Genomic DNA, 15,057 nt, shown 5'->3' on the forward strand with positions numbered 1-15,057 from the left:
GATTGCTTTTGAAATCAATTGCCAAGATTTTTAATAGCTTTCCTATCCTATTAATTTCAATCCATTTTCAAGTGCTTTCAACAACATTAAAACCTGTCCTTCAGGAGGTAGACTTCGCTTTTTGTCTGCTGGTATCAAATGAGCTTTTAATAACTTTTCAGAAACATTTCCTGCATCTCTGTTTACTGATTTATGAACACCTTGACTTTTAAGTTCAGCTAAAAAACTTTCTTCCTTTAAAAATTGTGTTATTTTTTCAGTAATTGGCACTATTGCTTTATCCATTTCTTTTGAATAATTAAGTGTTGTCATACCAACTGATAATGCCGCTTCAATTCCATCAAATACAGCTGGTGGTAATCCCATTTTTTTTAATGCTACATTTAACAAAGCTCTTGCAGTACGACCATTTCCGTCTTTAAAAGGATGAATACTTATGAAACGAGAGAAAAAACATGCTGCACCTACTAATTGTTCGATAGGTTTTGTGCTGGTTATCGCTTTATTTAACTGATCGATCATATCTTTAGTTTCTATTGCTACATAGCCTATTGGAACAGTAAAACCACTTCCTATTCCCTGCATTTCATTGGCAGGAAAGTTAGCTAGTATACCAAATTTCCCATTCGGATCTTGTTTTTTTCCACTACCAAATAAGGCGTTTACAGCTAATATTTGTTCAACACTTAATGGTGCAGAGCTTTTCTCAAGATCAACTAGATATGCTTGAGTTACTTCAAAATCAGCTAACGCTTTTTTTTGTTTTTCTGATCCTTCATTTTCCTGAATACTGGATGATAATGATTTTTCTTTTTCAATAACTTCTTTATAATTTGGCGATTTTAAAAGACTATACGCCCCTTTTAATTTGTTTAGTCGATCATTAAGTTCAGCTTCTTGCCCAGGCAGGTGGTTGAAGTTTTGATAATATCTCACAAATGCTTTATTATCGATATATCTCTCGGCTAGTTCTTTGGCATCAAACATAATTTTTATTTTTTATTTTATTTTATTTATGATCAAAATCTATCACACCAATTAATGGGATACACAAAACATGTTTAATGAACTGTTTTTAATTGTTGTCAAAAACTCTTTCATTCTATATTCTGATTTTACCAAATAATCGTTTTTTTGTAAACTAACATCTATATTCTCTAAATTAATCTAAAATTAGAACCAATATATTATATCAATCTACAATTGATTATCTCAAAAAATTGGGGTATTTGCGAAATCTATGGTATACGCAAACTATTATTTTTCACTCAATAATAAAAGCTAACGATAAAGTTTTGCCTTTAGTGCCTTAGGAATTAGATTAATTTTTTATTTTTCATTTTAACATTAAAAAAGTTGGCTATTTTCACTTTACAAATTGAATATCATTCCATTCATTATTAGGAATAAATATGACAGAATGAAATTATTATTTTTAATTTTAACTGAGTTTTATTCTATTTTATTGAAGCTTTTCGTTTTTATGTTAAAAGACTAAAGTACCAAGATTAGTATTTTAATCTTGGTACTTTTGTAAGTATATTTAGTTTATTATTTATTTATGCTAACCCAATAAAGCTTTTAGAAAAAACGCATAAATTCTGATTTTTCTCGACCCAAATTAAAAGTCATAAGAATTTCGTGACTTCCAGAATTAAAATTACCTAAATTTGTAAAAGTATGGTCGTAGGCATATCCCATTCGTAATTGTTTAATTACATTTATACTAAAAATAGCTGATAAAGAATCATCATACCTATAAGAAAGTCCAAATTCAATATTTTCGTTAAACAAAATATTTGCAGAGTAATCTACTGTTATAGGGGCTCCTACTGCTGCCTTTACAAGAAAAGATGGTTTGAATTTTATATTATTCTCAAAACTAAAAACATATCCCCCGGTAAAGAAATAATGCATCTCTTCTAAGGCTTTTGATACAACCCCGTTACTTCTTTCAAAATGAACTGTTTTTAACAAATTTGGCAAAGCCAATCCCAAATAGTAATTATCAGAATAATAATAAATTCCGACACCAAAATTTGGTTTTACCTCATTCAGGTTATTTTGAAATGCTAAATCTCCTGCGTTAACAGTATTCAGAAAAGCTATAGGTGCAGATAAGAAAGTAGCTCCTGCCTTTAAACCAAAGGCAAATTTAGACTGATCATTTACTTTTAATGTATATGAAAAATCTGCATACGCATGCTCCTCTGACAAAGGTCCTATTTTGTCAGATAAAACTGAAAGCCCTAATCCAACATTTTTTCCTACAGGAGCTTGAGCATTAAAAGTAAGTGTTCTAGGAGAACCATTAATTCCTACCCATTGAGTGCGAGCTAAAAAACTTAAAGCTAAACCTCCTTGAGATCCTGCATAAGCTGGATTGATAATATTCATATTATACATATATTGTGTATAATGTGGATCTTGTTGCCCTTGAACAGAAAGGCTAACAAAAATGACTATAATTATAAATATATTTTTTCTCATTTCTTTTTTATTATCTATTTATATAAACCCAACCAGAATATTTTCTGTTATTAATATCATTTAACTCAATAACATAGAAATAAGTTCCGACAGGAACGGGATTATTTCCATAGAAAGTCAAACTCACATTAGCATATCCATTCCACCATAAAGGAAGTGCCCTATTATTATTATCATACTTATAGACCTTTCTACCGTATCTATTATAAACTTGCATTGTAAAACCTGGGTATTTTGATAATAAAGGGATAACAAATTCATCATTTACACCATCTCCATTAGGAGAAAAACCTTCTGGTATCATATTACAATCTGTAACATCTAAATAATCTAAAATTCCATCAAAATCGCAATCTCCCATACTTTCATCAATGGTCAAAACACCATCTCCATCATCATCTGGGTCTAAGTAATTTGGAATACCATCTCCATCTGTATCATCATTCTCTAATGAATCATCTCTATTTAAATCTTCCTCTGAAGTTAAAATACCATCTCCATCATCATCATCATCTCTGAAATTTGGCAAACCATCTGCATCTGAATCTATTAAACCTCGTAATTCTTGTGTATCAATTTTCCCATCATTATCAGTATCCGTTCCTCCTACTTCTTCTACATCATTAACACCATCATTATCACTATCTAGATCTCTAAAATCAGGAATACCATCATCATCAGTGTCTGGAATTCTACCTAAATCTCCTCCACTATCAGGATCTACAGAATCCATTATACCATCTCCATCACTATCCAATATGCTATCTAACATTCCATTATTATTTATATCTAGAGATAAATCATTACCTCCTTCTATTAGATCTGATATTCCATCTCCATCACTATCTAAATCTTGATAATCAGGTTTACCATCTCCATCACTATCTAGAACGTTAGTAAAAATACCTCCATCATCTAAATCAACGGCGTCAACGATACCATCTTCATCATTATCAGAATTATCGTCAATTATTCCATCATTATCCAGATCTAAACGAACATCAACTCCTGATTCAAATAAATCTGAAATTCCATCATTATCACTATCTAAATCCTGAAAATCGGGAAATAAATCATTATCGCTATTTGTTGGCACAGTGCTACTTCCAGCATTAATATCCGTATCATTAGAGTCTGCCTTATTTAAAAGGCCATCATTATCGGAATCAATTATACTATCAACAATACCATCATTATTCAAATCAACAATTGAGGCTATTTGTCCACTCTCTATTAAATCTAGAATTCCATCTCCATCACTATCTAAGTCCAAACGATCTAAAATTCCATCATTATCAGTATCTCTATTTGGATCACCTAACTCCTCAACACTATCTAAAATTCCATCATTATCATCATCTAAATCATAAATATCAGGAATCTTATCTTTATCAGTATCTAACAATGGGGCATCTTCTGAACTATTAGAAGGTGCTCCGTCTAGTACATCTGGAATACCATCTTTGTCAATATCTGTGGCATCATCTATTATCCCATCTCTGTCTAAATCTAAAACACCTGGGAGTCTTCTGTTATTAGGTTCTAGCACATCTGGAATACCATTTCCATCTTCATCAGGTAAATCTTCCTCTTGAATTAATTCATCTGTATCTATTTGACCATCGCCGCTGACATCAGTTCCTCCTGCTTCCTCAACATCGTTTAACCCATCATTATCACTATCTAAATCACGGTAATCTTCCATACCATCACCATCCGTATCTGGTGTATTTACGAATTCACCTCCCGCATCTGGATCTAGCGCATCAGAGATTCCATCTCCATCATTATCGTTAAGGTTATCTATAACTCCGTCGTTATTAGAATCCAAACTAACATCAACACCTCCTTCTAACAAATCAGAAACACCGTCACTATCACTGTCCAAATCTTGAAAATCAGGATCATCATTAAAGTCACTATCTTTTGGTTCCACAGTACCTCCCGCTGTAATATCTGAATCACTATTATCAGCTGTGTCCATTATTCCATCATTATCTGCATCTATGATGCTATCTAAAATTCCGTCACCATCAGAGTCTGCTGAAGACATACTCTGATCGCTTTCTTGTAAATCCAAAATACCATCTCCGTCACTATCCAAATCCAAGTGATCAAAAGTTCCGTCGGTATCAGTATCTCTATTTTCATTTCCTTTCTGTTCAATAACGTCTAAAACTCCATCATTATCATCATCTAGATCGTAGATATCTGGAATTAAATCTCCATCTGTATCTGAAAGAGGTGCATCTTTACTCCCATCTTCAGGGGCCCCATCCAATACATTTGGAATACCATCACCATCATTATCTGTATTATCATCTATAATTCCGTTACCATCCAAATCTAAAATTCCTGGTAATTTTGGATTATTTGGTTCCAATACATCTGGAATACCATTTCCATCACTATCCTGTAAACTTACTCCATCAACTAATTCGTTTTCATCATTTTGACCATCTCCGTCAGAATCACTTCCTCCTGACTCATCCACATCATTAAGTCCGTCATTATCACTATCTAAATCTTGATAATCAGGTAACCCATCGCTGTCACTGTCAGGAACAGTCACCGACGTTCCTCCATTATCTGGGTCGAAAGCATCTATAATTCCATCTTCATCAGTATCTGTTTGATTATCGGCCATTCCATTATTATCACTATCTAGAGTAGGTTCATTACCTCCCTCTACTAAATCAGAAATACCATCATTGTCACTATCAGTATCTTGAAAATCATAAATACCATCTCCATCACTATCTATAGGCACAGTACTTCCTCCTGCTTCTATATTAACATCATCAATATCAGCTGTATCAATTAAACCGTCATTATCTGCATCTATAATACTATCTAATACTCCATTTAGATCCTGATCAACGTCTGAGGTATTTTGTCCACTTTCTAAAAGGTCTAAAATACCATCATTATCACTATCTAAATCTAGGCGATCAAAAATTCCATCTCCATCAGTATCTCTATTAGGATTCCCTTGCTCTTCTACGCTATCTAAAATACCATCATTATCATCGTCTAAATCATAAATATCAGGTATTAAATCACCATCTGCATCTTCTAAAGGTTTATCTATTGAACCATCATCAGCAGCTCCATCTAATACATTCGGAATTCCATCTCCATCAGTATCAGAATTGTCATCTATAATTCCATTGCCATCTAAATCTAAAACTCCTGGCAATTTTCGATTATTCGGTTCTAAAACATCTACAATTCCATTTCCATCTTCATCTGGTAGGCTGGTTCCATCCACCAAATTATTCATGTCTATTTGACCATCTCCATTATTATCAGTTCCTCCTGACTCATCTACATCATTAAGTCCATCATTATCACTGTCTAAATCTTGATAATCTGGAATTCCATCTGCATCGGTGTCAGGCACTGATGCTTTTGTACCAGCATTATCAGTATCGAAAACATCTGCTATGCCATCTCCATCATTATCTGAGGTATCATCTATAGAGCCATCATTGTTACTATCAAGAGTTCCATCACTACCTCCCTCTACTAAATCTGAAATACCATCATTATCACTATCTAAATCTTGAAAATCTGAAATACCATCACTATCACTATCAATTGGCGATATAGTACCATTTGAAAATGGATCTGAATCATCATCATCTGCGGTATCCATAACACCATCATTATCTGAATCTACAGTACTATCTAGAATACCATTGCCATCCGCATCAACGGTAACGATAACTTGTCCACTCTCTTCCAAATCTAAAATACCATCGCCATCACTATCTAAATCTAAATGATCTAAAACTCCATCGCCATCTGTATCTCTATTTGCATTTCCTGACTGCTCAACTTCATCTAAAATACCATCATTATCATCATCTAAATCATGTTCATCCGGAATTCCGTCACCATCGTTATCAGGCATCTGTGAATCACCAAAATTCCCTTCGTTATCATCCATAAAATCAGGAATACCATCACCATCACTATCTGTATTATCATCTATAACTCCATCGTTATTTGTATCTAAATTTCCGGGCAGCTTAGGATTATTTGGTTCTAAGATATCTGGTACAGAATTATTATCAATATCCTTTAAATTTGAACCATCAACCAAATTATAAGAATCTATTTGGCCATCTCTATCAGCATCAGTAGCACCGACCTCATCTACATCATTTAAACCATCATTATCACTATCTAAGTCCTGGTAATCAGGCATCCCATCTCCATCAGTATCAGGAGTAGATGATGCCCCCCCTGAACTATCTATATCAAAAATATCTGCTATTCCATCATTATCACTATCGGTTTGATCATCCAATACTCCATTAGTATCTGAATCTAAGCTCGCTTCACTTCCACCTTCTACCAAGTCAGAAACTCCATCATTATCACTATCTAAATCCTGAAAATCTGTAGCTCCATCTCCGTCACTATCTGTTGGCACTGTACTTCCTGGTGATAATGGGTCAGAATCATCATTATCAGCTGTATCCATAACACCATCATTATCTGAATCTACAGTACTATCTAAAATTCCATTCTTATTAATATCTATAGAAACCATATCCTGACCACTTTCTGTAATATCTAAAATACCATCCCCATCACTGTCTAAATCTAAACGATCGGCAATTCCATCTCCATCAGTATCCCTATTTAAATCTCCAGATTCTTCAACACTGTCTAAAATCCCATCATTATCATCATCTAAATCATGTTGATCGGGTATGTAATCTCCATCGGTATCGATCATATGAGCATCTCCATACACTCCTATATTACCGTCCATTGAATCAGGAATACCATCGCTATCGCTGTCTGTATTATCATCTATAACTCCATTTAAATCACTATCTAAATTTCCTGGTAATTTTGGATTACTAGGTTGCAAGACATCGGGAACCCCGTTATTATCTGAATCTGGTAATGTAATACCGTTTATAAGGGAATTCATATCGTTTTGACCATTACCGTCATTATCTGTTCCTCCCGCTTCAACAATATCATTAATACCATCATTATCACTATCTAAGTCTAAATAATTTGGTGTACCATCTCCATCGGTATCAGGAACAGATGCTGGATTTCCTCCTGTATCACTATCTAAAATATCTGCAATACCATCCTCATCACTATCAGTTTGGTCATCTAAAATTCCGTTATTGTTCGCGTCTAAACTACTATCAGACCCTCCCTCTACTAAATCTGAAATACCATCTCTATCGCTATCTAAATCCAAATAATCTGAAATACCATCTCCGTCAGTATCAATCGGATCAACCGTTCCTATTGAATTTGGATCATTAGAATCTGCATCAACAATATCAACTATACCATCCATATCCAAATCTATCGAAGCATCTAAAACTCCATTTCCGTCGGAATCTACTGAGATAATATTTTGACCACTCTCATGAAGATCTAAAATTCCATCACCATCACTGTCTAAATCTTTTCTATCTACAATTCCATCACCATCACTATCTTTATCAGGATCTCCTGATTGCTCTATACTATCAAGAATACCATCATTATCATCATCTAAATCAGTCATATTCCATATTCCATCACCATCAGTGTCTTCGTCTGTTAGCACTAAAACTGAGGCTGTGTCACAATTAATGGGATTTGCATTATTCTCACATATTTTATATGTTACAGTGTAAAAACCAGGAGCCGCATCTGGGGTAATAGTAATGGTACCATCTCCATTTAAAATAAGTCCAAAAGGGACACTCATTGGTGTTAGACTAACCTCTCCTGGAGCTCCTCCTATTACTGCTGTAGTTTCATCTAGCATATCATTAAGGATAACCGATGGAGAATTTGAATTCATTGTTAGTGGAGTACTTATGAAATCATCATCTACTGCATCTAGAATATTAGAAACTAGTATGATAACTGTTTCTGTGTCACAATTAATTGGATTTGAATTATTTTCACATATTTTATAACTCAATGTATAGGTTCCTGATGGCGCAGGTGAATTAACAGTAACCGTTCCATCTGGATTCAATGTTAACTCATTTGGAACACTTATTGGGTCTATGCTAATCTCTCCTGGATTACTTCCTATAACTACAGTTGCTTCATCTAATGTATCATTATCAATCACAGAAATAGATGTATCTCCAACGGTTAAAGGGCTATTAGTAAAATCATCAGATACTGAATCTATAATATTAGATACAACAATAGTCACTGTTTCTGTATCGCAGTTTAAAGGACTTGAGTTATTCTCACATAATTTATAAGTTAATGTATAAGTGCCTGAAGGAGTTGCTGCGTTTACTATAACCGTACCATCTCCATTTAGTGTCAATTCATTTGGGACACTAATAGGAGATAGACTAACTTCTCCTGGATCTCCTCCTATGACAACAGGTTTATTATCTAATGTGTCATTAAGTATTACAGTTGGTGAAGAATCATTAATTGTCAGCGGTGTTCCACTAAAATCATCCCCCACTGAATCTAGCACATTAGAAACAACAATAATTACTGTCTCCGTATCGCAGTTTAAAGGACTTGAGTTATTCTCACATATTTGATAGGTTAAGGTATACGTTCCTGAAGGAGTCGCTTCATTTACGGTAATTGTACCATCTCCATTTAATGTTAATTCATTTGGAACACTTATTGGAGTCAGAGTAACTTCTCCTGGGTTTCCTCCTATTACTACAAGTTTATCATCTAATGTGTCGTTACCAATAATTGATGGAGAAGAGTCATCTATTGTTATTGGACTTCCACTAAAATCGTCAGATACAGAGTCTATAATGTTTGAGACGACAATAGTCACTGTCTCCGTATCACAATTTAAAGGACTTGAGCCATTCTCACATATTTGATAGGTTAAGGTATATGTTCCTGAAGGAGCTGATTCATTTACAGTAATTGTACCATCATTATTCAAAGTAAGCTCACTTGGTACACTTACTCCGCTAATACTCACCTCTCCTGGATTATTTCCAATAATTGCTAAAATACCGTCTAATGTATCATTAGTAATTACTGAAGGTGAACTATCCCCTATTGTTAATGGACTGCCGCTAAAATCATCGAGGACAGAATCAATAATATTTGCTACCACTAATGTAACATTAGCAGTACTGCAATTAGCTGGGCTAGCTCCATTTTCACATATTTGATATACTAGTGAATATGAATTTGAAGGAGCGCCAGGGTTAACTGTTATGGTACCGTCTGAGTTTAATGTCAATTCATTTGGCACGCTTACCCCGCTAACGCTGACTTCACCTGAATTACTTCCTACAATTACTCCAGAACCTCCTAATGTATCATTATTAGCCAAAGAAATAGAAGTATCTCCTATGGTTAATGGACTGCCAAAGAAAAAATCATCATTTGCTTGTATATTTTGTAAAACTTTGACCGACGCAGTAGCTGTTTGACAATTTGTCGATGCAGCATCATTCTCGCAGATCTGATATGTTAAATTAAATGTACCCGATGGGGCTCCTGGACTGACCGTGACAGTTCCATCAGGGTTTAGTGTTAGTTCATTTGGCACGCTGACTGCTGATAGCGTTAACTCTCCTGGATTATTTCCTAAAACAACTGGATTACCATTCATTGTATCGTTGCTTATTACAGAACCTGTTGAATCTCCAGGAGCTAAAATACTTCCCGTAAAATCATCTTGATTAGCAGCAATAACGCCTAAAGGACAGTCTGGTGCTGATACTGTTGTAGATGCTGTTTGGGGAAATGCAAACTCTGATGCGTCAAAAACACAGTCTCCCGGGTTATTAACTGTCACTGCTAAGGATACAGATGGGTTACTATTATCACAATCAATACCTAGACTTGATAATGGTGTATCCCAATACCCCCAATCATTATGTGCTCCAGATTTACTTGTGGTTACAATAATATTTACAGAAGTGCCTGACAAAACTGGGAGGGAACTTATTCCTGTATTATTAATTGGTCCCGTTGGGAGTACTCCAAAGGCTGTAACAGGTGGACCTCCATTTACAGAAACAGTTAAATCTATAGTGGCAGAAGCTGGAAAAGACCCCATATCACTATGCCAATGTTCTAAATATATTCTTAACTTTGTTCCTGTTGGATCAAAAGCCCATGCCACAGTTACTGTGTGTGCAAAAGTGTTGGTGATCCCAAAGACAAGAATAGTTAAAAAAAGTAGTAGTTTTCTTTTAAATTCTATTCTATACATACTTACAATTATTAAAAATGTTGGATAAACTTTGTTTATTATTCAAAAAATCTATGGATTTATTCGTTTTCATTAAATAAGATCAAAAAAAATAAAGCGTTGTTTTTAAGTGTTTTAATCGATTTTAACGAAACTACAGATAAAGGTCTCTTATGTTGAATTTATTTGTTAAAGTGCAGTAATATTTCTTTAAGAAGTCAATCTCTTTAGTTTATGATTTTATTCTTTTCATAATTTTAAAAATGAAATTTAGTAGACTTGATACATCAAAATAATTCAAACAAACATCATATTAGATAGTCATAAATTTATTCCTTGTACAAGAAATAAATGACAGAAAAATGAAAAGAGTTAGTTTCTTATTAAACTGGCAAGAGGTAATAATAGAGCTTGATATTTTTAGTAAAGCATCCTGTTAATAAAAAAATTTTATGTATTCCTTTAAAATATATAAGATTTATAATTCAACGTTTTTTATGGCGTAGTATTTAATAATTAATAAAAAGGATTAAAGTATACATTTCTATCTAAAAATTTAAATATTAAAAAATAATAAATCGTATTTATGTAGATATATAAACTTAATTGAAAAATATAATACAGATAATTTAACTTACTGATACAAAAAAAAAATAGCTCAAAATTATTTAAGTTAAAACCTAAATAATTTTAAGCTATTTCAAATAGTTAAATTATTGTTTTTTTAGTTTAGAAAGTACGCACAGATTTAGATTCTTTTAGTTGAAAATTAAATAACATCAAAACCTCATGGCTTCCCGAATTGTAATTTCCTAAATTGGTTAAAGTATGGTCATAAGCATATCACATTCGCAATTTTTCTGTAATATTCAAGCTAAATATAACAGAAACAGAATCATCATACCTTACTGATAATCCAAATTCAATATTATCTTGAAATAAAATATTCGCAGAATAATCAATAGAAATTGGAGCTCCTACAGCTACTTTTACTAGAAAGGAAGGTTTAAACTTTATCTCATTCTTCATATCAAAAACATAACCACCAGTAAAAAAATAGTGTATTTCTTCTACAGCCTTTGATATCACTCCACTTTTTCTTTCAAAATGAACTATTTTCAATAAATTTGGTAATGCAAAGCCTAAATAATAATTATCTGAATAATAATAAGTTTCAAACCCAAAATTTGGTGTAACTCTATTTAAATTATTTTGAAAAGCTATATCTCCAGAATTAACTGTATTCAAAAAAGCTAAAGGTGCTGATAAAAACGTCGCTCCAGCTTTTAAACCAAAAGCAAGATTCGTTTGGTCTCCTATTTTAATTGTATAAGAAAAATCTGCATAAAAATTTTCTTCTGGCACAGGTCCTACCCTATCAGCAATCACAGAAATCCCCAATCCTATTTTTTTTACAAGAGATTACGCACTAAATGTTAGTGTTCTTGGTGAATTTTTTAATCCTATTCACTGGGTTATTGCTAAAAAACTTAAAACTAAACCATCTTGTGCACCAATATAGACTAAATTAATGATGTTTATATTATACATATATTGTTATAATGCGGATCTTGTTATCCCTGAACAGAAAAACAAACAAAATTATAATTAAGTTAACTATTTTTTTTCTTTTTTTATTATCTGTTTAAATAAATCCGACCTTTGTATCCTTTTTTACTACCATCATTAAGCTTTATTATATAGTAGTAAGTTCCTACAGAAATTGGACCACTTCCGAAAACAATAAGATTAGTGTTTGCGTATCCGTTCCACCAAATAGGTTTTTTCCTACCATTGTTTATATAGTTGTATGCTCTTATTCCTAATTCATTGAAAATTTCTATTGAAAAATCAGGATATTTTGATAAAAAAGGAATTATAAACTCATCATTTACAGAATCGTTATTTGGAGAAAATTCCATAGGAACCGTATTACAATCTGTTACATTTCTTCCTGCTGAAATGCTTCTTGTATTCTTTTTTACATCTTTTCTTAGTTGTTGTGATTTATTTTTAGTTTTTACGGCTTCACCTAAAGCAGCGTCTTCCATGTTATTTGAAGAACAAGATAGTAGCAAACTTAGCATTATTATTTTAAAAAAATGATTCATGAAATGTGGTTTTAGTTTAATTTTAATAATCAAAAAAATTCTATTTATAAGTCTCTTTTTTGGTGAAACTTTGAATTATTTAAGTGATATAATTCTTGTTTTTAGCAGAAAAATATCTCGACAAATAAAGTCAAATTGTATTTGATTTATACTCAGGAATACTAATGAAATTGCTATAGGGGTTTAGCTTATGGGAGGCGGTGTATGTAAAATAAATATTAAACTTTTAACTTGTTGATAAAATTCTATCTAACTAAAAACATATTTCGCTAAATGCAATTAATTAAAAATAACACCAAAAAAAGTTAGGTTTCTATTTCTTTGAAATTTCAAAAATTTACTTTGTCGCAGACACTCCATAACTTTTGTTATCTGATACTTTCAATTCTATTAATTGTTCTCTACGGAAAAGCAGTCAATTTTAACTCACGAGAAACAAAACTAAAGAAAATTATTGTTGTTCATACTAGGAAAAAGTAAAGAGAAGCTTATCATTTAAATCTTCAATAAGCATAACGTTTTTTTCTCTTAACAAGGTTCTAAATACTTATTAAAACAAAAGAAAATTAATATATGTTTATATATTAATTTTCAAATTATTGGTATTTCTATTGAATTCAAACCTATTAATGTATTGAATTACTGTTATTGCTGTAATTTTACATGATATTCTATTTTTAAACCCTTCGAAAGATTTAGCATAATTTCTTCTAATAATAAATTGATCACAAAGTTGGGAAAACAATGTTTCTATTCGTTTTTTAGATTTTTTTAATATATAAGATTGTTCTATATAGTTATATTGGTTAACTAGCGCAATAGCCTTTCTAAGGCAAACTATAGTCTTACTCTTTACTATCTTTACTTCTAGAACTTCTCGATAGCTTGCACACCTCTAAAGGCATGCTATCAACAATATAACATTGCTTAGATTGCTTCAGATTGATAATCAAACATTAATGAAGTGACTCCCTGAAATAAGACAATCTACGTTTTTCTATATTATAGACACTCCCCTCTATTTTTGAGATAAATTAAAATTACATAAAAGTATTTTGAATACTTGATATTCACTATCAATACTCATATATTCTGAAGTTAAATCAATAGTTATTAATTCTTTATCTCTAAGTTTAGTTTTACGAATTTCATGTAAATAATACATATTAGAATCTGACTCTTTAAAAACCTTAAAATACTTTATCATAATTTGACTGAAAGTTGTGCATATAAATTAAAGTATCAAAACTTCAATTTACTGTCTTTTAGCAGTCTGCACAACTTTTTCTAAATGCACAATAGGTTAAAGTGCTTAATGTTAATAATTTTAAACTATTTCAAAAATTAAATTATTGTTTTTTTAGTTTAGAAAGTACGTACAGATTTAGATTCTTTTGGTTGAAAATTAAATAACATCAAAATCTCATGGCTTCCCGAATTGTAATTTCCTAAATTGGTTAAAGTATGGTCATAAGCATATCCCATTCGCAATTTTTCTGTAATATTCAAGCTAAATATAACAGAAACAGAATCATCATACCTTACTGATAATCCAAATTCAATATTATCTTGAAATAAAATATTCGCAGAATAATCAATAGAAATTGGAGCTCCTACAGCTGCTTTTACTAGAAAGGAAGGTTTAAACTTTATCTCATTCTTCATATCAAAAACATAACCACCAGTAAAAAAATAGTGCATTTCTTCTACAGCCTTTGATATCACTCCACTATTTCTTTCAAAATGAACTGTTTTCAATAAATTTGGTAATGCAAAGCCTAAATAATAATTATCTGAATAATAATAAGTTCCAAACCCAAAATTTGGTGTAACTCTATTTAAATTATTTTGAAAAGCTATATCTCCAGAATTAACTGTATTCAAAAAAGCTAAAGGTGCTGATAAAAACGTCGCTCCAGCTTTTAAACCAAAAGCAAGATTCGTTTGGTCTCCTATTTTAATTTTATAAGAAAAATCTGCATAAATGTTTTCTTCTGATAAAGGACCTATTCTATCAGCAATCAAAGAAACACCTAATCCTACATTTTTTCCAACAGGAGCTTGTGCACTTAGTGTTAATGTTCTTGGTGATTTTTTTAATCCAACCCATTGCGTTCTTGCCAAAAAACTCAAAACTAAACCATCTTGAGTACCAGCATAAGCCGGATTAATGATATTCATATTATACATATATTGTGTATAATGCGGATCTTGTTGCCCTTGAACATTAAGACAAACAAAAATTATAATCAATTTTAATATATTTTTTTTCATTTT

At 32.1% G+C, this 15,057-nt stretch carries 7 protein-coding genes and 1 pseudogene; all 8 read right to left on the reverse strand.

The window, feature by feature from the left end; genetic code table 11:
- Positions 1 to 42: 42 nt before the first annotated feature.
- A complete protein-coding gene (locus AC2GW8_RS03190; protein WP_440881348.1) occupies positions 43 to 987 on the reverse strand; it encodes a Fic family protein in 945 nt (314 codons plus the stop codon).
- A gap of 594 nt (positions 988 to 1,581) precedes the next feature.
- On the reverse strand, positions 1,582 to 2,490 hold the full coding sequence (locus tag AC2GW8_RS03195; protein ID WP_440881349.1) for a PorP/SprF family type IX secretion system membrane protein: 909 nt from the start codon (positions 2,488 to 2,490) through the stop codon (positions 1,582 to 1,584).
- A 10-nt stretch (positions 2,491 to 2,500) separates the two neighbouring features.
- Positions 2,501 to 10,690 (reverse strand): T9SS type B sorting domain-containing protein, encoded by an 8,190-nt coding sequence (locus tag AC2GW8_RS03200; protein ID WP_440881350.1) that lies wholly within the window; start codon positions 10,688 to 10,690, stop codon positions 2,501 to 2,503.
- 822 nt (positions 10,691 to 11,512) lie between these two features.
- Positions 11,513 to 12,070, reverse strand: coding sequence for a PorP/SprF family type IX secretion system membrane protein (locus AC2GW8_RS03205; protein ID WP_440881351.1), 558 nt, complete (start codon positions 12,068 to 12,070; stop codon positions 11,513 to 11,515).
- 236 nt (positions 12,071 to 12,306) lie between these two features.
- On the reverse strand, positions 12,307 to 12,780 hold the full coding sequence (locus AC2GW8_RS03210; RefSeq protein WP_440881352.1) for a T9SS type B sorting domain-containing protein: 474 nt from the start codon (positions 12,778 to 12,780) through the stop codon (positions 12,307 to 12,309).
- A 577-nt stretch (positions 12,781 to 13,357) separates the two neighbouring features.
- Positions 13,358 to 13,588 (reverse strand): annotated as a pseudogene (locus AC2GW8_RS03215) (IS982 family transposase); the annotation flags it as partial.
- A gap of 210 nt (positions 13,589 to 13,798) precedes the next feature.
- The gene (locus AC2GW8_RS03220; protein ID WP_440881353.1) at positions 13,799 to 13,987 is read right to left on the reverse strand and encodes a hypothetical protein; all 189 of its coding nucleotides are present in this window, start codon (positions 13,985 to 13,987) and stop codon (positions 13,799 to 13,801) included.
- A 158-nt stretch (positions 13,988 to 14,145) separates the two neighbouring features.
- Positions 14,146 to 15,054 (reverse strand): PorP/SprF family type IX secretion system membrane protein, encoded by a 909-nt coding sequence (locus AC2GW8_RS03225; protein WP_440881354.1) that lies wholly within the window; start codon positions 15,052 to 15,054, stop codon positions 14,146 to 14,148.
- Positions 15,055 to 15,057 lie beyond the last annotated feature (3 nt).

The organism is Tenacibaculum profundi (assembly GCF_057162725.1).